The organism is Streptococcus sp. ALY_211 (assembly GCF_058314555.1).
In genome coordinates this window covers 48,986-73,626 of record NZ_JBZFUN010000001.1, presented here as the reverse complement: position 1 = coordinate 73,626, position 24,641 = coordinate 48,986, and the positions used below count along the sequence as shown (strand labels likewise).

Genomic DNA, 24,641 nt, shown 5'->3' with positions numbered 1-24,641 from the left:
AAAAAGAATCGGTTGTACATAACCGATTCTTTTTTCAACTGATAACTTTGAGCTCACCCGTCTCTTCCTTTTTAATTTCTTGCTGAGCTTCCTTATAAATTTCGTCTCTTTTTTCATTAGCATCAATATTGAGTACAATACCAACAACTACGGATAAGACAAGGAGACTGTTTCCTCCCTGAGATAGGAAGGGGAAGGTCACACCGGTTGATGGAATAACGCCTGAAATTCCGCCGATATTGACAAAGACCTGCATAAGAATCATTCCCCCAATTCCTAAAGCCATCATGGAATTAAAAGGATTTTTAGCCTTGATCCCTACCAGCATAATCCTAAGGATTAAAAAGAAGACTAAAGCTAGAACCAGGCCAGCACCGATCAAACCCATCTCCTCAATTAAGACCGAGAAGATGAAATCCGTAGTAGCCTCTGGAAGATACCCATTCTTTTCAATAGAATTACCTAGACCACGACCTAGCCAACCGCCGTTACTCATGGCGTAATAAGAATGAGCCAGCTGTAAGCCAGAATCCGCTAAATCTTCAAATGGATTAAAGTAAGCCCGAAAACGCTTGGCAACGTAACCAAAGATAGGAACCTTAGACATCGTATCGACACCTACAATTCGAATCAAGCCTAAAAACACGGTAGATACAGCTGTAATACTAGCGATGAGACTGATATACCAGCGATAGCCAATACCGCTGAGCGAAAACATAATAACACCAGTCAGAACAATAATAGTAGCATTCCCCAAATCCGGCTGAATAACTACCAACCCCACCATAATCATCGAATAGACTCGCCAATCCTTGAGGTCATTGAGCGAGCGTGGAAACCATTTTCTCTTGGTCAAAGCCTGATAGTCGTATTTCTCGATATCTTCCTGCCGCCTCGAAAAGGTAAAGGCTAGAAGCCAAACCATGATAACCTTAAGATACTCAGCCGGCTGAAAAGTAATCGGTCCCAAAGAAATCCACCCATTAGCACCATTGATCTGCTCAGAGAAAAATTTCGCAATTATCAAGAGCACAACCTCAACAAACAGGGCTGCCGTCAAGACCTTCTTACTCTTTAAAAAATTCAGCTTGAGGCGGTAAATAAATGTGATGGCTAGCAAGCTGACAACCCAGAAGACACCCTGATTGAGAACAGAGGCAAAGGGGTTTCGTCCAAACTTGATCAATGTCACACTGGTTGATGAGTAAACCATGATCAAACCAATGACAGACAAGACCAAATATGGAATCAAGATGGAATAATTCAGCAGGTGCTTCTTATCAATCTTCATAAGTTCTCCAATACTTAACAATACTTTTACAACCCTAAAATTATATCATGTTTTTCTAGGGAATTAAAGAAAGACCTTATCTGCTATATGTCGCTATTTTGATCAAAACAACAATAGTAAGATAAAAACCCGTAATCACCTAGACTACGGGTACTAAAGCCAGACCATCTTAATCAGCCAGAATTGCGCAAACCAGTTGCAATACCATTGATTGTAATATGGATAAGTTTATTGATATCAGCATCCAAGCCACCTTGACGCTGACGCCTAATAAGTTCAATCTGGATGTAATTAAGCACATTGAAGTAAGGAAGGCGTGAATCCAAGCTAGCCTTTAGAGATGGATTTTCAGCAAGAAGCTCCTCTTCTCCCTCAATAGCTAGAATAACATTTTTAGTCAGCTGCCACTCATCTAGAATGACATTGAAGACATCTCGGACTTCCTGAGACTCCGCTAGCTGAGCGTACTGAAAAGCAATATTCATATTAGATTTAGACAAAACCATGTCAACATTTGACAAAAGGGAATTAAAGAAAGGCCAGGTCTTGTACATGTGCTGCAGCTGCTCTAGATTGCCTTCTGCCGCATCAATATAATGCTGAAAGGCTGACCCAACACCATACCATCCAGGCAGCATAATTCGATTTTGTGACCATGAGAAAACCCAAGGAATCGCACGTAAGCCCGAGATTTCAGTAATCGTCTTACGAGCCGCTGGACGTGACCCCAGATTAAGACTAGAAACCTCCTTGATCGGACTAGCCTCAAAGAAATAATCGTAAAAATGCGGATTGCCAAAGACCAGATCACGGTAGATAGTATTAGAATCTGCGACAATAGCATCCATGATTGCCCGAAAACCATCAATTTCATTTGGATCAGCAATCTGGCGGCTAACCATTCGATTGATCGCAGCTGATACCAGCATCTCCAGATTATAGTAGGCAGCGTCCTTATTACCGTACTTATAGCCAATCATCTCACCTTGTTCAGTCAAGCGAATACGATCCTTAATAGAGCCAAAAGGTTGAGAGGTGATCGCTTCATAAGAAGGACCACCACCACGGCCAACGGTTCCCCCTCGACCATGGAAGAAAGTGATCTTGATCCCACGCTCCTCACCAATCTTGGTCAAAGCATTTTGAGCCTTGTAGAGAGTCCAGCCAGATGCCAAGTAACCACCATCTTTATTACTATCAGAGTAACCCAGCATAATTTCTTGATAATAATGATTGGACGCCACCCATTTCTTGACAATATCATAAGAAAGATAATTCTTCATGATTTCAGTAGCATTGTCCAGGTCTTCTATCGTCTCAAAGAGAGGAACGATTTGGATACGAGCTGAGTCTTTATCCAAAAGCCCGACTTCCTTAAGCATGATCGCCAATTCAAACATATCAGACACACTCTCTGTATGCGAAATGATATGCTGCTTGATGACATCTTCTCCTAAAAGATCCTTCATATCACGTGCTGTCTGATAGATAGCCAATTCTTTTTGCAAAAGCTCAGATTTCTCAACATGGGTCGCAGAAAGATTACGAGGATCCTCAGTCAATTCCTTTAGTAAGACAGCAACTTTTTCAACTTCAGACAAGCTACTGTAATCCTCAACGATATTGGCTGACTTAAGCAGCTCAGCAACACAAGCTTCCTGAACACTTGAATCCTGACGCATATCAATGCTGGCTAAAAAGAAGCCAAACACTTCCACTGCCTGCAAAAGCTCCTCAAAATCACCAGTGACCAAGGCCTCATCGCCATTTTCAACCAGAGAATCACGAATAATTGACAAATCAGTCTTGAAATCTTGCACTGATTCATAGGCAGCTGGTCGACTTTCGTCTACGTCAGTGACCCTTTGATTGACTTGATTTTGGACATAATTCGCGACGATGCTGTGACTCGGACTAGTCAGTTGCCGTGAGGAAACATCGCTGCCACCGCCCACCATTTGAAGATCAAGGAGCGTTTGAATAACCCTAGACTGTACATAGCTAAAAGCTTTACGATAGGGTTCATTTTCCCTATAAATAGAGGTATCTTGAGATTTAGCAGCCAGATCAGCCACTGCCTGTGTGGTCTTAGTCAAGTGCGTAGACAAGGAGAAATTCCGATAAAGAACATTGAGCTTTTCAATGTAATAATTAAGGATAACCTCACTTTGCACAGTAGCCGAAATACGCAAAGTCTCGGCAGTGACATAAGGATTGCCATCACGGTCTCCACCGATCCACATCCCCATAGTGATAGGCTTAGGATTCTCCAGAGCAATCCCACGTTTCTTGGCTAATTTTTGATAGCGCATAGAAAGGTTAGTCACCGCTTTGATTAAGGAGCTATTATAATATTCCATAACGTTTGTGATCTCATTAGTCACCTTGAGCTTCTGCTCTCTAATGATATCCGTCTGCATCATGATTTCAATGTAACGACGCAAGTCATCATGCCACTTATCGGCATTGATCAAGCCGCGCTTGACATCACGGTGCTTACGCAACAATTCATGGATCTTATTATTAAGCTCCAGCATGGTCTTACGCTGAACCTGAGTTGGGTGAGCTGTCAAGACAGGCACAACCGTAACCTGTTGGAGGATCTCCTGAGCATCCGATCTCTCAGCCACCGTATCGATTGTTGTCGAAATTTTCCCCAGATAATCCTGATCAGTATTATTCTGATGATTGACCTCATAAGCCAAGTCCACATCTTCTGATATATTGATCAAGAGAGGTAAAATCGAAAAGTAGCGAGCAATCACAACCATATCATCATTTGAAATACCCTTGATCAGCTGCTCTAGCTCCCCATGCCTTTCTTGCTTGGACAGCCTAACCATCTCCTCGATCTTTGAGAACATCTCATCCCCAATCATTTGACGGGTCGTATCTGCCAAAATATCTCTCAAAATCTGAACTTCCTCAGTGAAGATAGCTTGATCACTAGCGGCCTCGAGTTTTCTAATAGCCATAGCCACAACTCCTTTATTTTTCGAATAATATGCCTTTTATCATATCACTTTTAACCCTAAAACTAAAGATTTTACAGAAAATTTAGGCAATAAGTTCGGTTTCTAAACAAAGCCCTCTAGCTTGATAGTAGGACCTGGATAAAAATTCTCATATTTATTACCAAACATCCATCTTATACTAATCCAACAGATCTTGAGCTTCTTTGAGTTTGACCGAAACTATCTTTGAAACACCGGATTCTTGCATGGTAACCCCATAGATACTATCGGCTGCTGCCATGGTCCCTTTACGGTGGGTTACTACAATAAATTGACTATTTTTATCAAAACGATTGAGATAGTCTCCAAAACGCTTGACGTTCGCTTCGTCAAGAGCCGCTTCAACCTCATCCAGAATAACAAAAGGAATGGTCTTGACCCGAATAATGGCAAAAAGTAGGGCCAAGGCTGATAGGGCTTTTTCTCCACCAGACATCAAATTGAGTGACTGAATTTTCTTACCTGGTGGTTGCACCGAGATTTCTACACCTGAATTGAGTAGGTCACTGTCTGTCAAGACTAAATCGGCTGATCCTCCACCAAACATCTGAACAAAAGTCTCTTTAAAACTAGTCCTGATAGCCTCAAAAGTCATTTTAAAGCGTGTCTTGACCTCATCATCCATGTCATTAATGGTATCCAATAAAAGTGTTTTAGCTTCCACCAAATCCTCTTTTTGGCTATTGAGAAATTCAAGACGATCATTGACCTCGTCATACTGTTCGATCGCATCTAAGTTAATCGGACCCAAGGCCTTGATCTGACGTGTGAGAGTAGTCAACTGCTGACGTGCCAGAGAAACATCATCTAAAGCCTGCGCCTGTGCCTTGGCCTGCTCAAAACTCAGCTGATAATCTTCACTCAACTGACGGGCAAAACCTCGCAGGCGCTCCGAAAGTCCTTCGATCTCAGCTTCTAACTGAGCTTGACGACGGATCAAGGAATCATTGCGCTGACCAGCTGCCTGTACCTGCTCTTCGATATCCTCTAAGCTACCGTCACAGTCCTCAATTTCAAAACGCAGACGAATCTGATCCGTTTCCAGCTCAGCCTTCTTCTCCTTAGCCTGATCTAACTGCTGAGCCAGGTGTGGAAGCTTATCCTCAGTCAGCTGGTTAGCCTCATGACTGATCAAGTCGGTTGTCAGAGTAATTTCCTTGTCAATCTCAGCTAGACTCAGAACCAAACGCTGATGATCACTTTTAGCAAAGCGTTCTTCACTCATCAGTTCACGCTCACTCAAACGAGCTTGCGAGAGATCCTCATTAAGCTGAGTGACCTGACTAGCTATTGTATCTTTATCATGACGAATTTTATCAAGTTGCTCCTGAATATGATTCTTTTGCTGGTCAATCTCACTAAGACTAGCTTCAATAGCAGCAACCTCTTGAGCAAGATCTGCAGACGCTTCCCCAGAGTCTTCCCCTTTCAATCCTAGCAATACTTGATTAAGATCTGCTTGGTGTTCGGCCTGATTTTGATAAAAGAGCTCAGCCTTTTGTTCATCTAAACGAGCCTGCTCTCCTGCCTCTTGCAGGTTGTCAAGCTCCTCTTGAGTCTGATTAAGTGCACTCTTAGCTTCAGAAACCTTCGTTTCCATTTGACTGAGATTTTCTCTTAGCTCCGCTAATTCCCCAGTCAGAGCATCTAGCTCCGGTTTTATAAAGGTTGTATTTTGATGACGATTAGCACCTCCAGAAAAAGAACCGCCCGGTCGCAGCTCAGTGCCATCCAAGGTCACAATACGGACTTGATAATTGACTGCCCGAGCAGCCTGATTGGCCTGATCAATCGTCTCAAAAATAGCAGTCACGCCCAAAAGATTCTGAAAGATATTAGCCAACCGGGCATCAAAAGTGACGAGATCACTGGCCAACCCTAAAAAGCCTGGGCTAGCACTAATTTTAGAAAGATTAGCCTCAGCCATATGACGTGGCCTAATAGTAGTCAGAGGAAGAAAGGTCGCACGTCCTTGTCGGTTACGTCTCAGAAAATCAATCCCACGCTTAGCAGCCGCCTCATCTGCCACAATAATATGCTGGGCACTGCCACCTAGCGCTATTTCAAGTGCTGTCTGATAATCCTGATGGAAGGACAGATGCTCAGATACCGCACCGATAATACCGCCTAGCTGTTCAGCCTGCTGCAACACCGCCTTGACTCCAGCATAGAAGTTGCTGTGATTTTTTTGAATTGCCTCAAGCGACCGACGTCTAGCCTCCTTTTCCTTGATACTGTCCATAAGTGCAAACATCTGATCTTGTTGACTCTGGTAAGCAGTAGACAGATCCTTGACCTGTTTGGATATGGTTTGATAATGATCCAGCAGCTCCTTGACCCGAGTCTGTGATGCCTGATAAGCCTCCAATGCTTTCTGCGTCTCAATCTCAGCTTGTGCAAGATCGACCTCTAGCTGTTGACGCTCAGCTGATTGTTCTGCTTGCGCCTGAACTTCCTGATCAATCTCAGATTTTAGAGTTGTCAAGCGATTAGTTAGATCAGCTTCTTTTTGCATGAGGGTCACAAATTCCTCACGAAGATTATCAATAATCTGATCTGGATCAGTTGAAAAACGAGATAAATCAGCTTCTAGACCTTCAATAGCACTTCTTGAATCTGCCAGCTTCTTAGAAATCTCAGCAGCTTGTGCTTCCTTAGCAGACAACTCCTGCTTTAGCCCTGCCTTTTGCTGCTCCAGACTAGATAAACGATCTTTGGCATCAGCTGTCTTTTCAGCCTTTTGGCTAGATTCCAAGGTAATAATTTCGATTTGTCTCTGAAGATCCGCCAGCAGTTGAGTGACTTCTAAAAGCTCAGCCTGCTTACTCTCCATAGCTTTCGACAAGGATTGGCGACGCTCTTTCAAGCGCTGGTTTTCAGACTCCAGACGATTGCGTTGGTCGTAATAATCCTTGAGATCTGCCTTGGCCTGATCCATATCGCTATTTCGCTGAGAAAGCTCTAACTGGTGACTAGAAATATCCTCGACCAAAAGATTCAGCTGGAGAATCTTTCTTTCTTCATCCAAGCCTAAAAATTGCTTGGCTGTCTTCGCCTGCTTCTCTAAAGGCTTAATTTGGCCCTCTAGCTCATAGATAATATCTTCCAGACGATCCAAGTTATCCTGAGTTTTATCCAGCTTACCCTGTGTCTCTTTTTTCCTAGTCTTATATTTGAGAACGCCAGCTGCTTCCTCAAATATTGCCCGACGCTCTTCAGGTCGACTATTAAAGATTGCCTCAACCCGCCCTTGGGAAATAATGGAGAAAGAATCTCGTCCCAGACCTGTATCCATGAAAAGATCATGAATATCACGCAGACGAACCTTTTTACCATCAATTAAATAATCGCTGTCTCCATTGCGATAGATATGGCGCTCTACACGAATCTCGTCGCCTCGATCCGCAATAAACTGGTCACTATTATCCAGCACGACACTGACCTGAGCAAAGTTAAGTGGGCTGCGATCTTGAGTTCCGGCAAAGATAACATCAGGCATTTTGCCTCCACGCAAGCTCTTAGCCGATGACTCTCCTAAAGCCCAACGCAAACTCTCTGTAATATTAGACTTGCCAGAACCGTTTGGCCCAACCACAGCGGTCACACCACGGTCAAACTCTACCCGAGTTTTATCCGCAAAGGACTTAAACCCCTGCATATCAATTTCTTTTAGAAACATATCATCCTCGTCCTAGCTGCTCTAGGGCAACTTTAGCAGCATCCTGCTCAGCTAATTTTTTAGAGCGACCACGTCCCTGACTGAGATCTTTGCCATCCACAGACAAGACAACCTCAAACGTCTTATCATGAGCTGGTCCACTTTCAGAAACAACACGATACTGAATAGCCACAGCACCATCAACCTGAACAGCCTCTTGAAAGGCAGTTTTATAGTCTTTAACTCTCTCAAAATTCCCTTTTTCAACCTTAGGAATCATGACCTGATCCAAAAAGTCTTGAACCCCAGATACGCCCTTGTCCAAAAGCAGAGCGCCCAAAAAAGCCTCAAAGAGATCTCCTAAAATCGTCTCTCGCTGACGTCCTCCTGATTTTTCCTCACCCTTGCCCAACTTGACAAAAGCATCGAAGCCACAGTCCTTGGAAAAACCAGCCAAACTTTCCTCACGCACAATCATCGAGCGCATTTTTGACAGCTCTCCTTCAGGTCGATCAGGGTACCTGCCAAATAGATACTGCGAAATCAAAAGTTGCAGAACGGCGTCTCCTAAAAACTCCAGACGTTCATTATGTGAAATCTTTAGGAGGCGATGCTCATTGGCATAGGAAGTATGAGTAAAAGCTGTCTCAAGAAGGCTCTTATCACTAAAAACAATCCCAAACTTAGCCTGCAATTTCTCTTCTAAAGCTTGCATAATTATTCCTCTTAATCCATATATTTGTCTGCTCAACCAGACGTTTTCCATTATACCAAAAATTAATCAGAAACTTGCCTTCTTTTACAAGCAAGCAAGAAAAAAGCTACCCACTTAAAGGTAGCTTTTAGATAACCATTTCCTAGGAAACCGAACCCGTTCGATTAAGGTACTCTTGATAAGTCTCAGTATGCATAAGAGCCTTGGCATTTTCAACCCTAGCCTTGGTTGGAGGTTTAACTCCCTCTAGCGTATAAGGAATCCCTAACTCACGCCACTTAAACTCACCCAGAGTATGATAGGGCAACACTTCAAACTTATCGACATTGGACAGGGTCTCAACAAATTTTCCCAATTCCTCAAGGTGATCGTCAAAATCTGTCAGACCAGGTACCAAGACATGACGAATCCAGACAGGGACTTGCTTATCTGAGAGATAGCGAGCAAACTTTAGAATATTATGATTGGGTTGACGTGTCACAACAATATGCTGCTCAGGATTAATCTCCTTTAAATCAAGGAGGATCAGGTCCGTTACAGCTAGCATCTTATCCAAAACCTCATGATATTCAGGGGTCGGACGATAAGCAAAGCCACAAGTATCCAAGGTGCAGTGGATACCCAGCTTCTTAGCCTCCGCAAACAGGGCTGTCACAAACTCAATCTGAAGCATAGCTTCACCACCAGAGATGGTAATACCTCCTTTTTTCCCCCAATACCCTTTATAACGCAGGGCTTCATTGAGAACATCGTCTACGGTACGCTCTTGGGATTGATTCGTCTCCATCTCCCATGTATCAGGATTGTGGCAGTATTGACAGCGCATCTTGCACCCCTGCATAAAAATGACAAAGCGCACACCCGGACCATCTACCGTTCCAAAACTCTCTGTCGAATGAATCATACCAGTCACCTGGCGATTATCTCTTGTCTCTACCATAAACTTGCCTTTCATGCCAAAGCAGCATCATCCACTAATGAAACCGTTTTTATAACTACTGCTATTATAACGCTTTTGACCAAGCTTGGCTAGCTAGAAACACAAGTAGGACAAAACAAAACGACCCTAAGCTAAAACCTAGAACCGTCAATCTTATTTTAATAAATCGAGATCTTTCAAAGCTTCATCCACCATATCAAAGACGGTTTGCAGATCCTTCTCATTTTGAACAAAATCAAGCTGATCCCCATCGATACGGATCTTTGGAGAGACATCATAGTTATCATACCAAGCAGGATACTCGCTATGAACCTGCTGATAGTACTCATACAGCTCCGGATTGTCCCCAATTTGCTCATAACTCCGACCGCGCTTACTGATACGCTCCAGCATCTTATCAAAGGAGACATCAATGTAAACCAAGAGATCAGGACGTTTTTTAGGCATGCTATCAAGCTCTTCAAGCATATTATCCAAAAGTTCCTTATAGATGTCTAGCTCAGTCTTCGTAACATTACCATTCTTATAGTTGAGAGTCAAAAAAAGCTCATCCTCAAAGATCGAACGATCCAGAATATTATTATCCTGAGTGTAGGCATCCTTAATAGAACGGAAGCGCTTATTCAAAAAGAAAATTTGCAATAAAAAAGCGTATTTCTTTTGGTCTTGGTAATAAAGATCCAAGACAGGATTATTATCAACAGCTTCATAGAACACTTCTGTTCCCAAATGCTCACCCAAAGCCTTAGCCAGTGAACTCTTTCCAGCACCAATAGTGCCTGCTAGTACGATCAACATTATTCTCCTCTCGACTAGAGTGGACCTCCCAGAGCCAACGATCCCTAGTATTTCCACTCCCATAATAGCCTTATTATTTTATAGGAATTGCTGAAAGAATTCAAGTCAAATTCCCCCTATCTATTCCTAGTTTTAGGCTGATGAAAGGTTAGCATCAGGCAGTAACAGACATGGGGATAAGCTCAAAAAAAGCAGCCCTTAAGCTGCTTTCTATTGCTAAACTATTATTTCTAGTCATCATCTTCATCCGCACTGAGACGGGGACTGACTAAAACCTTAACCTTGGTCACACGCCCTTCTTTAACCTTATCATTGATAAGCTCCAAGTGATGCTGACCACTATCAACTTGAACACTGACCTTGTCTTCCTGATTAGGGATACTACCAACACCAGTCAAATAATAACCAGCAATCGTATCAACATCATCACTATCCAGCTCAGTTTCAAAATACTCATTAAAATCATTGAGGGTCATAGTCCCCAGGACGATATAGGTATCCGGAGCAATCTCACGCACCTCTACCTCTGCCTTATCCGTTTCGTCATCGATATCACCGACAATCTCTTCTAAAAGATCCTCCAGCGTTACTAAGCCAGAGACACCCCCGTATTCATCCAAGAGAATGGCCATCTGATTTTGTGTTCGACGCAGCTCTTTAAGCAGATCATCGACAAAGATGGTCTCAGGCACAAAGAGAGGTTCCTGCAGAATGCGACGCAAATTAATAGCATCAAAACCATTGTCAAATCCAGCTGCCAAAAGTTTCTTGGTGTGAATCAGACCGATAACCTTATCCTTATCATCATCATAAACAGGAATCCGTGAAAAATTCTTCTTAAGAATCTCACGGATAATGTCTTGAGGATCATCGTTGATATCAACCATGAAGGCATCTGTTCTATGTACCATAACCTCACGCGCCATCAATTCATCCAGCGAGAAAACGCCTTGAAGCATCTCAATTTCCTCAGCATCCAAGGTCTCTTCACTGTTAGTCAGCATGTACTCGATCTCATCACGCGTCATCTTCTCATCTGCATCATCAAAGGTCATAGGCGTTATGCGGCTGAGCAGATTAGTCGAGGCTGATAAGAGCCAGACAAAGGGGCTGACCAAAACGCCTAAGCCCATAATAATTGGTGCCGAAACAACTGCCAGATTGTCCTTGAGGTTTAAGGCGATGCGCTTAGGATAGAGCTCCCCCAAAACAATCGCAATATAAGTCAAGAAAATCAGCGAAATAATACTGCCTGCTGTCTGGGCAGCAGCTGAATTACCAAACCAGCCTGCAATCACCTTACCCAAAGAAGCTGATAAACTAGCCCCCTGCAAGAGTGAGATAAAGGTGATACCCACCTGAATGGTTGATAAAAAGTTGTTAGGCTTGTCCAGCACCTTGACCAGACGAATGTATTTTTTATCCCCTTCTTCTGCCTTTTGTTCCACCCGAGAGCGGTTTAAGGAGACCATAGCCATCTCAGAAGCTGAAAAGAAGGCATTTAAAAAGGTTAAAATAATCAGTAATAATAATTGAAGCAGCAAATGCTGACTGCTCGGGTCTTCCATGAAAATCTCTTCTCCTAATATGATATAGTGCCCCCATTATAGCATAAATTCCTCTGCCTTGTCGAAAACTCACCCAGCCTCCCCCAAACCATCTCTAACCATATGCTATAATAAAGCTAAAGATCACTCAGGAGGTGAAGATATGCCAATCATTTCCATGACAAATGTCAGTTTACGCAAGCAAGGCAAAAATCTGCTGACAGACATCAACTGGACTGTCGAGAAAGGGCAAACGTGGGCTATTTTGGGACTTAACGGTTCGGGAAAGACAACCCTTCTCAAGCTCATCATGGCTGAATACTATCAGACCAAGGGAAAGGTTGAAGTGCTCGGTATTCCCTTTGGCCAAGGCGACATCACTGAAATCCGTAAAAAAATTGGGATCGTCTCGGGCTTTATCAGCGACCGCCTCTCCTTGCAGATGGTCGCCGAACAGGCCGTTTTAACCGGTAAGTATAAGTCCTCCATACTCTACAAGGAATATGGCGAAAAAGAGCTGGAAGAAGCTAGAGACATGCTGAGACGCTTAGACGGTAAGAAGCTCATCGGACGCCGACTCCACACTTTATCCCAAGGCGAGCGCCAGCTCATCATGATCGCTCGCTGTCTCATGGAAGAGCCGGAGATTATCATCCTAGACGAAGCTACTGTAGGGCTGGATCTCTTTGCCAGAGAAAGATTGCTCAAGCAAATCGATCGGATCACCGACCTGCCGCAAGCACCTACGGTTCTCTACGTCACCCACCATGCCGAGGAAATCACCCAAAAGATGGATCATGTCCTGCTCCTTAAACAAGGACACATTGTTGCCCAAGGCAAGAAAGAAGACATCATTACCGTGCCAACCCTGACCCAATTCTTCGATAATCAGGTTTCTATCATTCCCATTGATGACCATCGCTTTTTTATCAAGCCGGAGTTATGATATAAAGGGCGAAATACGAAGCTATAAAGATTAGCAAAAAGAGGTGGGTAGGATAGACAGAGCAAGGGACAAGGATATCTAACCATCCACTGCATCAATCAGATAAATTTAGAAGAGTACTAAGGAGTTTGGACTTTTGTCTCAAACTCCTTTTTCTTTACTTTATGCCTTATGCCAACTTCTCCACCATGACTAAAAAGGGCGGCGTATTGACTTGATTAAGCGGCTGATAGAGCATGGCTGTGAAGCGGTTCTGGTCCAGCTGGCGGACATAGTTTAGGACAGCGTTCTTTTCCTGATCACCGCCCTCGTGACCGTAGTAGATCATGATGGACAGGCGTCCGCCAACTTCTAGGCGGTCTAAAATCTTTCCAATAGCACTCAAAGTTGTATCAGGTTTGGTGATCACTGATTTGTCCGCACTTGGCAGATAGCCGAGGTTGAAGATAGCTGCGCGGATGGGCTCAGAAACATAAGTATCCACATTTTCATGGCCATCTAGGATCAGCTGGACATTGGTCAGATTTTGATGCGCCAAGCGCTCCCGTGTTTTCTCAAGGGCCTGTTCCTGAATATCGAAGGCGTAGACCTTTTTGGCTAAACCTGCCAAAAAGGCGGTGTCATTGCCATTTCCCATGGTCGCATCCACCGCGATACTATCTTGGTCTAACACTTCTTCCAAAAAATCATGCGAGAGTTGGATAGGACGTTTCATCATAAAATGATTCCTTCTTCTAATATTCGCCTAAAAGTTATCCTTCAAGATTCTCAGGCTTGTAAATTCTTGGACATCCTTAGCCATGAGAAAAACATTGATTTGTTTTTCTACTCCTATGGTAGATGGCAGGCTTGGAAGGCCTTGTTCGATAAGGGCTTTCGTCTGATCATAATACTCTTTGACAAAAGCGTCTGTCGTTTGTGTCATGGCAAATTGCAAATTAGTCAGCGTGTATTCATGAGCTGCATAAACATTGACAGTATCCGCTAAACTTCTGAAAAAGACCATGGAATTGTACTGGGCGTCATAGTCTCCTGTAAAGACTCTGCCGCATCCTGCTGAGAAGAGCGCATCACCACACAAGAGGTGCTGCTTATCCACAAGATAAGAAATGTGGCCTTCCGTATGCCCCGCCGTTAAAAAGACCTCTATCTGAGAGCCGTAGAGTTCAATAGTATCACCGTCTTTCAGGACAGTATCCACCAAGTGACTGACTTCCTTAGACCCATAGGTCTTGACATTGGGGTATCTGGCCACAATCTCGCTCATGCCATCGATATGGTCAGCATGGCCATGAGTGACCAAGATAGCGCCCGCTTTGAGATTGTGCTCTTCCAAATAGTCTAAAACTGGTTTGGCTTCTCCTGGGTCAACGATGACCGCTTCGTCCCCTTTAGACCATAGCCAAATATAATTATCAGCTAAAGCTGGTATTGCCTTGAGTTTCATACAATGTCTCCTTATTTGTAACTTATTTAATCAAATGACGCTGAATATCTACATTCTATCTTGCAAATAGAACCATCATCTGTACAGTTACATCGTAACTAAATAATCACGAGAGAGGTAAAGAGGCCTTTGACCACGTATCTTATCTTTCCTCTCTCAAATTTCAACTATTAACTTGTACTTAATAATATGCAATTAGTATAGTCATTATCTTCAGATATAATTTTCAATTTTGCACCTTTTTGGACAATAACCTCATAGTAACGTTTTTCCTCACCATTGATATTACCTGTGTAAAATGCACAAGTCCCTCTTGGTAAAAAAATCCTTAATTTAATATTAGTGTTCTTTTCGTATCCCTTTACAAGACTTGTATTCAGAAAAGCTTTGTCATATAAATCAGTTCCATCAACTTCCTTTGCTGCCTCCTTCATTTGTCCCTTGACTAAATCATCAATACCTCTATATACAACGATATCATCCTTTAAGCAATACTTTCTGATTGCCTTACTGTGCTCATTAATTTCATTTTCTAAATCATCATCTAATTTATTCTCACGTATTTTGTAGTTATATAGATTGCCACAAAAATGAGCGAGACAGTATTCAGAAGATGACTTATTTGGATCACCATTGAGATTTTTAGGCGGTTCTGTATTTAGTTTTTCAAGAGTAAATTCTTTGACATTATTAACTGTCGGAGATAGTTTATCCCATTTTTTTCCAAGTTGAAAACCAGAGGCTAAGTCATATAATCTATTCAGATTGTTCAATCCACAGCTTTTTCTATTATTATTTTCAGACATATTATCCTCCCACCTTACACCCCTGTACACTCCCTCGTCTTTCCATTTCTTTGTCAATAGCATTGAGAACCTCCCACTTATTGAGGCTCCACATGGGACCGATCAGCATATCGCGTGGGGCATCGCCTGTGATGCGGTGAATGATGATATCCTTAGGAATAATCTCCAGCTGGTCGCAGATGATAGAGACATACTCATCCTGACTGAGGAGCTGCAAACGCCCTTCATGGTAGTCTCGCTGCATACGAGTGTTAGTCATGAGGTGGAGGAGGTGGAGCTTGACCCCATTGATATCATTATCACGCACCAAGCGACGGACATTCTCCACCATCATCTCATGGGTCTCACCAGGCAGACCGTTGATGAGGTGAGAAACAATTTCGATCGTGGGAGCTAGCTCACGCACACGCTTGACAATATCGATATAGAGTTGATAGCTGTGAGCTCGATTGATCCGCTCAGAAGTCTCTTCATAGGTCGTCTGAAGTCCTAACTCAAGGGTGACATGCATGCGCTCTGAGAGCTCTGCCAGATAAAGAATGGTCTCATCAGGCAAACAGTCAGGACGTGTACCAATATTGATACCAACCACTCCTGGCTCATTGATCGCCTGCTCATAGCGCTCACGAATAACCTCGACTTTATCATGCGTATTAGTAAAGTTTTGGAAATAGACTAGATATTTATTGACCTCGGGCCACTTGCGGTGCATAAAGTCAATTTCTTTATAAAACTGCTCACGAATGGGCGCTTCTGGTGCTACAATAGCATCACCAGAACCAGATACGGTACAAAAAGTACAGCCACCATGAGCAACTGTCCCATCACGATTGGGACAGTCAAATCCTGCATCAATGGGTAGCTTAAAAATCTTTTCACCAAATATTTTACGGTAATAGTCATTGACAGTGTTGTAACGTTTCTTCATAAAATTATTATAGCACTTTCATCTTCCTAGTCATAGAACTCACCAGTTTAAAGCAAAAAAAGACCCCCCGATTGAAACGAATCAATCGGAAAGGTCAAACCATAATTCTGATACATCAGTTAGCTGTCCTGCCTCAAAACTTAGAAGTGCTTTTCTCAACAAAGCTACCTAGTAATGATAAGGCTATCTTCTAATCTTGTCGGCTATTAAAACGCCACTGAAAACGTTGATTAGCATAATAAGGATACCCTGCCCAAAGAATCGCAAGACCTAGGCTAAACCCTGCCAAGACATCGCTAGGATAGTGGACACCATGATAGACTCGTGAAAGACCAACTAAGAAAATCAGCAAGCCAAATAGACTTACAACACTATATCGGAGCCACTTGCTTTGAATCCGTTGGTAACAAATAATGATCAAGCTACCAAAAATCAACATAGTCCCTAAGGAATGCCCACTCGGAAACGAATAACCATCAGCATGGACGAGATGTTCCAAACGTGGACGAGGACGCTGATAAATAGATTTGAACACCATGATAGCTAACCCTGCCAAGACAGCATTGCCGGCTACTAGCCAGCTCTCAGCCCGCCATTTCTTGATCCTGAGAAAAATAAAGGCCACCAAGGCAATTAACACTTGAGTTATCGTGTCGCCAACATGGGTAATCAGCCTAAAAAAGAGCGTCAATCCCGCTGGTAGATCTCCACGAACAGCATCATGGATAGAGCTGTCAAAATCAACCAGCACATCTGGATAAAATTTAACCAAATAACCCAAGACAATAAATATCAGAGCAAAAAAGCTAGCTATCATTAAAAATTTCTGTTTATTCACCATACATCCTAGTATAACATGTCTCCCTTAATTCGTGATAGAACAGGTTTCACAGCGAGATCCAGGATGAAAAAGCTGATAGAAAAAATAGCACCTTGGATCATATTAAAAGGAACTACAGCCCCAAATAGATAGCGAGCAAGACCCAAGGTTGCTTTAATATCAAAGCCAGCATAGGTCGCATACAGAGGAACAGCATAAAAATAATTAAGAACCACCATAGCAACAGTCATCAGTACCGTGCCAATAACAGCAGCTAATATAAAGCGCACCCTTGTCCTCTCCTTCTTCCAAAAGGCTGACATAGCCCAAACAAATAAAGCTAAGGCAATGATATTCATCGGTAGACCAATCAAACTGCCAATCCCACCATTGGCAAAAATCAATTTAAGGACTGTCCGCAATATTAAAACAGCCAAGGCACTTTTATAATCAAATAAAAGCAAGGCTAGCAGTACAGGCAATATCGAAAATTCAAACTGTAAAAAATCTACCCCTGGTATTAATGGAAACTGCCAGAGCATGAGAATAAATGATAAGGCTCCTAGAATAGCCATATAGACCAGACGACGTGTTGTTTGTGTTGACATAAAAAATTCCTCCAATTTTTTCAAATTGAAGGAGGCATAGTTATTCGTTGATCAAAAGCAGGTGCAAAGAAACACTCTCAGCGATCACAAAAAACCTGTCTCCTCCCATCCAGACTATACTGTCGGTTGCGGAATCTCACCACATCAGCCACTTGGCTCGCGGACTTTTACTTGCCCCTGCAAGCAATCACCGCCGGTCGGGAATCTCACCCTGCCCTGAAGACACCACAAGTATAGTAAAATTCCAAGAAGAATGCAAGAAAAGAAATCGCTCTAAATCATCCAGCTTTCCTATAATTACAAAATAGTCCAACCCTAACAAGAGCACCCTAACAGCCCACATAATGCCAAAGCCACAAAAGAGCAAAACAACCTGCGTCCTTAACTACACCAACATCACTAAGTGAACATGCAAAAAGAGAGTGGGACAAAATCACGATTTTGTCCCACTCTCTTTTGATCTAACCTGTCTGTAGTATAATTTAAGAGCTCTGTTTATTTTAACTTATCTTTTGGGTACTGATGAACTCTTTCTAGACCCACATAGTCCTGCTGACGAAGAGCTTCATAGATAATCATCGTAACCGTATTTGAAAGATTTAGACTGCGAACATGCTGGTCATTCATAGGGATACGAATAGCCTGTTCAGAATACCGACGCATAAAGTCTTCTGGAAGTCCCTTGTCTTCTCGGCCAAACATAAAATAATGAAGCTGACCATCATCATAATCCTCATCAGAATAAGTCTTCTGCGCAAACTTTGTCACAAGATGTACCTGACCTGGACACTGCTGCATAAACTCTTCCAAACTGTCATAAAACCTAATATCAAGCTTGTCCCAATAATCTAAACCAGCACGCTTCATCTTACGATCATCAATCGGAAACCCCATGGGACGAATAATGTGTAAGGGACTATTTGTTGCTGCGCAAGTCCTAGCGATATTGCCTGTATTAGCTGGAATCTGAGGCTCAAATAAAACCACATGATTTCTAGCTGCTTTCTCCTGATAACTTTCCTGTATAAAAGGTTGAACCGTCATACCTACCTCTTTTTTGTAAAAAAATAACCACACTGCCTGGAGTCAAGCTCAGCAGACAGCATGGTTGATGGTGGCTCGTTAACTTAAATCATAACAGGTGTGATTTAAATGAACGAATCATTGTTAATAAGTATAACACGATATTAAAAGATGTCAACTGAATTTGTAAAATTTTTATCAAATCCTGCTTTTTTTCAAGAGTTCTACAGCTTTGTAACATAGATATGTCACCCCTATATTTTTTTAATAATTTTGATGCAATTTCTCCAAAAAAAGAGTATGATAGTATACTAGTTTAAAGCGACTTTTCGCTAGTTAATAAGATGAGGAATAAACATGAAAATTATTGTTGTTGGTGGTGGTAAAGTAGGGACTGCCCTCTGCCGATCCCTAGTACAAGAACAGCATGATATTACCCTGATCGAGGAAAAAGAGGAAGTCCTCAATCACCTGACCAAACGCCTAGATATCATGGGCTTGGTCGGTAATGGGGCCAACTTTAAAATCCTCGAACAAGCAGACGTTAAAAATTGCGACATTTTTGTCGCTATGACCAATCAAGATGAAGTCAATATGATCTCAGCCGTCCTAGCCAAAAAAATGGGGGCTAAAGAGACCATTGTCCGCGTCCGCAATCCTGAGTATTCTAACAGCTATTTTAAAGAACAAAATTTCTTAGGTTTTTCAATGGTTGTCAATCCTGAGCTCCTGACAGCCCGTCAGATTGCTAATGCCGTTGACTTCCCAGGAGCACTCTCTGTTGAGCACTTTGTCAACGGACGCATTATGATGATGGAATTTAAAATCTCTGAAAACAGTCGCCTGTGTAATATGAGTCTGGAGCAATTCCGACAAAAATTCGGTAATATTGTTGTCTGCGCCATCCAACGTGGTGAAGACATCACTATCCCTGATGGCGAAGCGACTATCGAAACTGGTGATAAAATTTTCGTCACAGGTAATCGTGTGGAAATGATTCTCTTTCACAACTTTGTTAAGAGTAAGGTTCTCAAAAATCTCATGATTGTCGGCGCAGGCCGTATCAGCTACTACCTGCTCAATATCCTCCGCCATACCAAAATGAAGCTCAAGGTTATCGAAATCAATGAAAATAGAAGTCGCTTCTTCAGTCAGGAATTCCCAGAAATTCCAATCATCCAAGGGGATGGAACAGCCAAAAACATCTTAGTGGAAGAAGGCGTAGAAAATTACGATGCCGTCGCAACCCTGACGGGTGTCGATGAAGAAAACATCATCTCTTCCATGTTCCTCAACACCCTGGGAATTGAAAAGAATATTACTAAGGTCAATCGAACCAGTCTCTTAGAGATTATCGATACAGATAGCTTTTCTAGTATTGTAACGCCAAAATCTATTGCTGTTGACAACATGATGCACTTCATCAGAGGGCGTGATAATGCCCAAGAATCCTCCTCGCTTGACGCCATCCATCATATTGCTAATGGGCGAATTGAAACCCTACAGTTTGAAATCCGTCCTAAAAATAAGGTGGCTGGTAAGCATATCTCAGAAATCAAACTTAAAAAAGGGGTACTGGTAGCCGCCATTATTCGCAAAGGACAAGTTATTTTTCCTACTGGACAGGATACCTACGAAGTGGGGGATAAAATCATCCTCGTCACCCTTCAATCAAATGTCACAGACATTTATGATTTATTAGAAAAGTGAGGTCGCCTAGATGAATCGTTCTATGGTCCGTTATCTCCTGTCTAAGCTCATGTTAATTGAAGCTGGATTGTTACTTGTCCCGCTCGTCCTTGCTCTTGGTTACAAAGAGGAGCCAACTGTTGTCCTCAGTATTCTAGCAACAATCGGTATTTTACTGATCTTAGGTGGTATCGGCAGCTATTTCAAACCTAAAAAATACCAAATCTATAGTAAAGAAGGGCTCTTAATCGTATCCCTATGCTGGATTCTATGGTCCTTCTTTGGCGCTTTGCCCTTCGTTTTTTCAGGACAGATTCCCAGCCTAATCGATGCCTTCTTTGAAGTCAGCTCGGGATTTACGACGACTGGGGCTACTATCCTTCCTGATGTGGCTGTTCTATCACACTCCCTCTTATTTTGGAGAAGTTTCACCCATCTCATCGGTGGGATGGGGGTGCTGGTCTTTGCTCTAGCTATTATGGAAAATTCTAAGAATGCCCACTTAGAAATTATGAGGGCTGAAGTCCCCGGTCCTATCTTTGGCAAGGTGGTTTCTAAACTCAAAAGTACCGCCCAGATCCTCTATATTATTTATCTGGCTATGTTCGTCATCTTCGCCTTGATTCTATGGTTAGTTGGCATGCCTCTCTACGATAGCTTGATCACAGCTATGGGAGGGGCTGGTACCGGCGGGTTTGCAGTCTACAATGACAGTATTGCCCATTACAACAGTAGCCTCATTTCTACAGTTGTGGCAACTGGAACCCTAATCTTTGGAGTGAATTTCAATCTCTACTATTTCCTTTTATTACGTAAATTCAAGAGCTTCTTCGGCGATGAGGAACTCAAGACTTATATTGGTATTGTTATCATAGCAACAGTTCTTATTTTCTTGAATATCTTTAGCCTCTACGGTTCTTGGCACAACAGCCTAGAGTACAGTTTCTTTGAAGTAGCTAATGTCATGACAACGACCGGATTTGGGATTACCGACCTCACGAAATGGCCTCTATTTTCACAAATTATCCTGCTGCTTCTCATGTTTATCGGGGGATCTGCAGGCTCCACAGCAGGTGGTTTCAAGGTCATGCGGGGACTAATTACAGCTAAGATTGCACGCAATCAAGTGCTTAAAAATCTCTACCCCAATCGTGTTTTTTCACTTCATATCAATAAAAGTCCTCTCGATAAAGATACCCAACACAGCGTTTTGAAGTACCTAGCCGTTTATACCATGATTTTCCTCACTCTCGTACTCTTACTCAGTATCGATCAAAATAATTTTATGATTGTCTTCAGTGCTGCTGCTTCGACCTTCAATAATATTGGACCTATGCTGGGAACAGCTAAAACTTTTGATATTTTTAGCCCTTGGGCCAAACTCCTCATGTCTTTTGCCATGATCGCTGGACGTTTAGAAATCTATCCCCTGCTCTTACTCTTTATCCCAAAGACCTGGTCCAAGTATTAAGAAACAGATACAATATAAAAAAATCAATCTCTTTCTTGAGATTGATTTTTTTATATATCTGTCAGTGGACTCGCTTCATCTGGAGATGTATCCAAGACTTGAAAATCATGGCCAACGCCAAAATCAGCTTGCGCAAGATTATTCTCCATTGTCATATGCGCTAATTCCTTGATATTATTTTCCTTACTCAGATGCCCTAGGTAAATCTTCTTAGTCTTACGACCGATAGTCCTGATCATCGTCTCTGAACCATCTTCATTGGACAAATGACCACGATCAGATAGTATTCTCTGCTTGAGACTCCAAGGATAAGCCCCTGAACGCAAGATTTCCACATCATGATTAGACTCGATCAGATAGCCATCCGCATTTTCAATAAAGCCGGCCATACGATCACTGACATAACCAGTATCTGTCAGCATAACAAAGCTCTTATTATCCTTCATAAAACGATAGAATTGTGGATCCACAGCATCATGACTGACACCAAAACTCTCAATATCTATGTCTCCAAAGGTTATGAGTTTCCCTCGCTCAAAAATACGCTTCAACTCAGGATTAATTTTACCCAGCATATTATGCTCATCCATAATTTGCCAGGTTTTTTCATTAGCGTAGATCGGCAAATCATATTTTCGTGCCAGAACACCGACACCGTGGATATGGTCCTTATGCTCATGAGTCACTAAAATAGCATCTAAATCCTCTGGCTTACGATCAATCTCAGATAAGAGACTTGTGATCTTTTTACCGGATAGACCAGCATCAATTAAAATTTTTTTCTGCGGTGTTTCTAAATAAAAGGAATTGCCACTTGATCCTGAGGCCAAGATACTATATTTAAAGCCATCACTGCTCATTCGATATCATCATCTCCTCCCCAGTCATCCTCTAAGCCAGCATCCTTATCATAAGGTAAAACAATCGTGAAGGTCGAACCTTCCCCATAGTCACTCTTGGCCCAGATAAAGCCGTCATGCAGCTTGACAATCTCCTTAGCAATCGATAAACCAAGACCTGTACCACCTTGAGCACGACTTCTAGCCTTATCCACACGATAAAAACGATCAAAGATCATCGGAAGATCCTTCTTAGGAATCCCTAAACCTTGGTCAGAAATAGAGATAATCAACTGACTTTCAGTGGTGGTCATCACAACTGAAATCTTCCCACCATCTGGAGAATATTTAATAGCATTATTAAGGATATTATCCAGGACCTGATTGATCTTATCTGTATCGATCTCGATCCAAATCGGATTGGAGGTATAATTCCTGATGATTTCATAGTCCTTATCAGAATCTTGCTGCTGTTTGATTTGATCGAAACGATCCAAAATAACATCCATAAAGGCTGTGAAATTAATCATCTCAATCTCCAAATGACTATTATCATTATCAATACGAGACAGCTGCAAAAGATCCGAAATCATCCGCATCATCCGATTGGTCTCATCAAGAGAGACCTGAATAAAACTTGGTGCTACATCCTCCTGTAAGGCGCCTTCATTAAGAGCTTCCAAGTAGGATTTAACTGAAGTCAAAGGGGTACGCAGCTCATGACTCACCGTTGAGACAAAGAGACGGCGTTCCCGCTCCTCTTTTTCCTGCTCCGTTGTATCATGCAAAACTGCTACAAGACCTGAAATAAAGCCACTTTCACGGCGATTGAGAGCAAAGTTAATCCTCAGAGTGATAAATTCGTCATATTCATTTCGCCGATTGATCGTGATCTCAGGCGTATGAGTAATCAAATCTCTAAAGCTATAGTCATCTCCATCGATCAGCTCCATAATATTCATATCTAGAGCTTCTTCCCGAGTAAGATTGAGCTGTTTTTGAGCGGTTTCATTGATCATGATGATCTTACCCACACGATTGGTCGCTAAAACTCCGTCACTCATATAAGAGAGGACGGAGGCCAATCGATTACGCTCTTGCGAGAGATGTTCATGGGTTAGACGTAAGACATCTGAAAGATCGTTGACATTTTTCCCCAGATCAATCAACTCGCGATCACCTTTTAACTCCAAATCCTCCGTATAGTCACCACCGATCAAATCCGTAATTTTTTTACTGATCATTCTGATCGTCTTAGTATTACGGTATTCCCTAAAGGCCAAGTAAATAAAATAAACAGATACGAAGGCTAACAGGATGAGTAAGGCAAACTCAAAAGTATTTACATTTTTTATCCAAAAATTATTAGTCATATGATTTCATATAATAACCGACACCACGGCGGGTTAAAATATATTCTGGGCGGCTAGGTGTGTCCTCTATTTTTTCACGCAAACGACGAATTGTAACATCAACCGTACGAACATCTCCAAAATAGTCATATCCCCAGACAGACTCCAGCAAATGTTCACGTGTCATCACTTGGCCAATATGAGTAGCCAAATGGTGCAGCAGCTCAAACTCCCGGTGGGTCAGCTCAATTTCCTTATCACGCTTCTTGGCAACAAAGGCATCTGGAATAATCTGAAGGTCACCAATATTCAACTCATTATCTGAGCTATTATTTTCTTCTGCCACTGCTGTCTCAATCGTTTCCGTACGACGAAGATGAGCCTTGATACGTGCCAATAGTTCACGATTTGAAAACGGCTTGGTCACATAGTCATCCGCACCAATTTCCAATCCAATGACTTTGTCAAATTCGCTGTCTTTAGCAGACAACATAATAATAGGAATATGGCTGCTCTTGCGAATTTCCTTGGCTACCTCAAGCCCCTCAAGCTCTGGTAACATCCAATCCAAGATGATCAAATCAGGATTGCTCTCCTCAAACTTCTCTAGGGCTTCACGGCCATCAAAAGCTGTAACAACCTCATACCCTTCTTTAATCAAATTAAATTTAATAATATCAGAAATTGGTTTTTCATCATCAACCACTAAAATCTTTTTCATGCTACTCTCTCCTTTTCTAAACCTACGA

20 protein-coding genes and 1 riboswitch are annotated in these 24,641 nt (G+C 42.3%); of the genes, 3 read left to right on the top strand and 17 right to left on the bottom strand.

What is annotated here, in order from left to right; genetic code table 11:
* Positions 1-34: 34 nt before the first annotated feature.
* The 7 genes from ftsW to AC4HAJ_RS00350 all read right to left on the bottom strand — a co-directional run bounded on the left by ftsW (position 35) and on the right by AC4HAJ_RS00350 (position 11,984).
* A complete protein-coding gene (ftsW, locus tag AC4HAJ_RS00380) occupies positions 35-1,291 on the bottom strand; it encodes a cell division peptidoglycan polymerase FtsW (protein WP_491078175.1) in 1,257 nt (418 codons plus the stop codon).
* Between the two features lie 173 nt (positions 1,292-1,464).
* Entirely contained in the window at positions 1,465-4,170 is a 2,706-nt protein-coding gene (ppc, locus tag AC4HAJ_RS00375; protein ID WP_491078472.1) for a phosphoenolpyruvate carboxylase, read from the bottom strand.
* Between the two features lie 274 nt (positions 4,171-4,444).
* Positions 4,445-7,984, bottom strand: coding sequence for a chromosome segregation protein SMC (smc, locus tag AC4HAJ_RS00370; RefSeq protein ID WP_491078174.1), 3,540 nt, complete (start codon positions 7,982-7,984; stop codon positions 4,445-4,447).
* 1 nt (position 7,985) lies between these two features.
* Positions 7,986-8,681: a ribonuclease III gene (rnc, locus tag AC4HAJ_RS00365; RefSeq protein WP_491078471.1), complete on the bottom strand. Its 696-nt coding sequence runs from the start codon at positions 8,679-8,681 to the stop codon at positions 7,986-7,988.
* A gap of 139 nt (positions 8,682-8,820) precedes the next feature.
* Complete coding sequence (gene pflA, locus AC4HAJ_RS00360; RefSeq protein WP_491078173.1) at positions 8,821-9,618, bottom strand: pyruvate formate-lyase-activating protein; 798 nt, start codon at positions 9,616-9,618, stop codon at positions 8,821-8,823.
* A gap of 153 nt (positions 9,619-9,771) precedes the next feature.
* A complete protein-coding gene (locus tag AC4HAJ_RS00355) occupies positions 9,772-10,416 on the bottom strand; it encodes a deoxynucleoside kinase (protein ID WP_491078172.1) in 645 nt (214 codons plus the stop codon).
* A gap of 230 nt (positions 10,417-10,646) precedes the next feature.
* Positions 10,647-11,984, bottom strand: a complete 1,338-nt coding sequence (locus AC4HAJ_RS00350; protein ID WP_491078171.1) for a hemolysin family protein — start codon at positions 11,982-11,984, stop codon at positions 10,647-10,649.
* A 142-nt stretch (positions 11,985-12,126) separates the two neighbouring features.
* Here AC4HAJ_RS00350 and AC4HAJ_RS00345 point away from each other — a divergent pair, with 142 nt between their 5' ends.
* On the top strand, positions 12,127-12,909 hold the full coding sequence (locus AC4HAJ_RS00345; RefSeq protein WP_491078170.1) for an ABC transporter ATP-binding protein: 783 nt from the start codon (positions 12,127-12,129) through the stop codon (positions 12,907-12,909).
* Positions 12,910-13,078: 169 nt separating this feature from the next.
* On the opposite strand, the gene mnmM is transcribed toward AC4HAJ_RS00345, so the two are convergent.
* The 7 genes from mnmM to trmL all read right to left on the bottom strand — a co-directional run bounded on the left by mnmM (position 13,079) and on the right by trmL (position 18,562).
* Positions 13,079-13,627, bottom strand: coding sequence for a tRNA 5-(aminomethyl)-2-thiouridylate-methyltransferase MnmM (mnmM, locus tag AC4HAJ_RS00340; protein WP_491078169.1), 549 nt, complete (start codon positions 13,625-13,627; stop codon positions 13,079-13,081).
* Positions 13,628-13,654: 27 nt separating this feature from the next.
* Positions 13,655-14,356 (bottom strand): hydroxyacylglutathione hydrolase, encoded by a 702-nt coding sequence (gene gloB, locus AC4HAJ_RS00335; protein WP_491078168.1) that lies wholly within the window; start codon positions 14,354-14,356, stop codon positions 13,655-13,657.
* A gap of 170 nt (positions 14,357-14,526) precedes the next feature.
* Positions 14,527-15,162, bottom strand: coding sequence for an ADP-ribosyltransferase (locus AC4HAJ_RS00330; protein ID WP_491078167.1), 636 nt, complete (start codon positions 15,160-15,162; stop codon positions 14,527-14,529).
* 1 nt (position 15,163) lies between these two features.
* Positions 15,164-16,090 (bottom strand): tRNA modification radical SAM protein MnmL/YtqA, encoded by a 927-nt coding sequence (gene mnmL / locus AC4HAJ_RS00325; RefSeq protein ID WP_491078166.1) that lies wholly within the window; start codon positions 16,088-16,090, stop codon positions 15,164-15,166.
* Between the two features lie 190 nt (positions 16,091-16,280).
* Positions 16,281-16,931: a phosphatase PAP2 family protein gene (locus AC4HAJ_RS00320; protein WP_491078165.1), complete on the bottom strand. Its 651-nt coding sequence runs from the start codon at positions 16,929-16,931 to the stop codon at positions 16,281-16,283.
* Between the two features lie 5 nt (positions 16,932-16,936).
* Entirely contained in the window at positions 16,937-17,518 is a 582-nt protein-coding gene (locus tag AC4HAJ_RS00315) for an ECF transporter S component (RefSeq protein WP_491078164.1), read from the bottom strand.
* A gap of 93 nt (positions 17,519-17,611) precedes the next feature.
* Positions 17,612-17,746: riboswitch (FMN riboswitch) on the bottom strand.
* A gap of 267 nt (positions 17,747-18,013) precedes the next feature.
* Positions 18,014-18,562, bottom strand: coding sequence for a tRNA (uridine(34)/cytosine(34)/5-carboxymethylaminomethyluridine(34)-2'-O)-methyltransferase TrmL (gene trmL, locus AC4HAJ_RS00310; protein ID WP_491078163.1), 549 nt, complete (start codon positions 18,560-18,562; stop codon positions 18,014-18,016).
* A 336-nt stretch (positions 18,563-18,898) separates the two neighbouring features.
* On the opposite strand from trmL, the gene trkA reads away from it, so the two are divergent.
* Both trkA and AC4HAJ_RS00300 read left to right on the top strand, forming a co-directional pair.
* Positions 18,899-20,251, top strand: coding sequence for a Trk system potassium transporter TrkA (trkA, locus tag AC4HAJ_RS00305; protein WP_491078162.1), 1,353 nt, complete (start codon positions 18,899-18,901; stop codon positions 20,249-20,251).
* 10 nt (positions 20,252-20,261) lie between these two features.
* Complete coding sequence (locus AC4HAJ_RS00300; protein ID WP_491078161.1) at positions 20,262-21,701, top strand: TrkH family potassium uptake protein; 1,440 nt, start codon at positions 20,262-20,264, stop codon at positions 21,699-21,701.
* A gap of 50 nt (positions 21,702-21,751) precedes the next feature.
* On the opposite strand, the gene AC4HAJ_RS00295 is transcribed toward AC4HAJ_RS00300, so the two are convergent.
* Genes AC4HAJ_RS00295 through yycF form a run of 3 tightly spaced genes read right to left on the bottom strand, consistent with a single transcriptional unit; the run spans position 21,752 to position 24,613 of the window.
* Positions 21,752-22,561, bottom strand: coding sequence for an MBL fold metallo-hydrolase (locus tag AC4HAJ_RS00295; RefSeq protein WP_491078160.1), 810 nt, complete (start codon positions 22,559-22,561; stop codon positions 21,752-21,754).
* A complete protein-coding gene (gene vicK / locus AC4HAJ_RS00290) occupies positions 22,558-23,913 on the bottom strand; it encodes a cell wall metabolism sensor histidine kinase VicK (protein WP_491078159.1) in 1,356 nt (451 codons plus the stop codon). Before vicK ends, AC4HAJ_RS00295 begins: the two co-directional genes overlap by 4 nt.
* Positions 23,906-24,613, bottom strand: a complete 708-nt coding sequence (gene yycF, locus AC4HAJ_RS00285) for a response regulator YycF (protein ID WP_491078158.1) — start codon at positions 24,611-24,613, stop codon at positions 23,906-23,908. Before yycF ends, vicK begins: the two co-directional genes overlap by 8 nt.
* Positions 24,614-24,641 lie beyond the last annotated feature (28 nt).

Coding starts and splice junctions, on each gene's coding strand:
- gloB (WP_491078168.1), bottom strand. CDS start 14,356: ATGAAACTCAAGGCAATACCAGCTTTAGCTGATAATTATATTTGGCTA.
- AC4HAJ_RS00355 (WP_491078172.1), bottom strand. CDS start 10,416: ATGTTGATCGTACTAGCAGGCACTATTGGTGCTGGAAAGAGTTCACTG.
- AC4HAJ_RS00300 (WP_491078161.1), top strand. CDS start 20,262: ATGAATCGTTCTATGGTCCGTTATCTCCTGTCTAAGCTCATGTTAATT.
- AC4HAJ_RS00345 (WP_491078170.1), top strand. CDS start 12,127: ATGCCAATCATTTCCATGACAAATGTCAGTTTACGCAAGCAAGGCAAA.
- ftsW (WP_491078175.1), bottom strand. CDS start 1,291: ATGAAGATTGATAAGAAGCACCTGCTGAATTATTCCATCTTGATTCCA.
- trmL (WP_491078163.1), bottom strand. CDS start 18,562: ATGACGGTTCAACCTTTTATACAGGAAAGTTATCAGGAGAAAGCAGCT.
- AC4HAJ_RS00315 (WP_491078164.1), bottom strand. CDS start 17,518: ATGTCAACACAAACAACACGTCGTCTGGTCTATATGGCTATTCTAGGA.
- yycF (WP_491078158.1), bottom strand. CDS start 24,613: ATGAAAAAGATTTTAGTGGTTGATGATGAAAAACCAATTTCTGATATT.
- ppc (WP_491078472.1), bottom strand. CDS start 4,170: ATGATTGGGGATGAGATGTTCTCAAAGATCGAGGAGATGGTTAGGCTG.
- smc (WP_491078174.1), bottom strand. CDS start 7,984: ATGTTTCTAAAAGAAATTGATATGCAGGGGTTTAAGTCCTTTGCGGAT.
- mnmM (WP_491078169.1), bottom strand. CDS start 13,627: ATGATGAAACGTCCTATCCAACTCTCGCATGATTTTTTGGAAGAAGTG.
- AC4HAJ_RS00350 (WP_491078171.1), bottom strand. CDS start 11,984: ATGGAAGACCCGAGCAGTCAGCATTTGCTGCTTCAATTATTATTACTG.
- pflA (WP_491078173.1), bottom strand. CDS start 9,618: ATGGTAGAGACAAGAGATAATCGCCAGGTGACTGGTATGATTCATTCG.
- AC4HAJ_RS00320 (WP_491078165.1), bottom strand. CDS start 16,931: ATGGTGAATAAACAGAAATTTTTAATGATAGCTAGCTTTTTTGCTCTG.
- AC4HAJ_RS00330 (WP_491078167.1), bottom strand. CDS start 15,162: ATGTCTGAAAATAATAATAGAAAAAGCTGTGGATTGAACAATCTGAAT.
- vicK (WP_491078159.1), bottom strand. CDS start 23,913: ATGACTAATAATTTTTGGATAAAAAATGTAAATACTTTTGAGTTTGCC.
- AC4HAJ_RS00295 (WP_491078160.1), bottom strand. CDS start 22,561: ATGAGCAGTGATGGCTTTAAATATAGTATCTTGGCCTCAGGATCAAGT.
- trkA (WP_491078162.1), top strand. CDS start 18,899: ATGAAAATTATTGTTGTTGGTGGTGGTAAAGTAGGGACTGCCCTCTGC.
- mnmL (WP_491078166.1), bottom strand. CDS start 16,090: ATGAAGAAACGTTACAACACTGTCAATGACTATTACCGTAAAATATTT.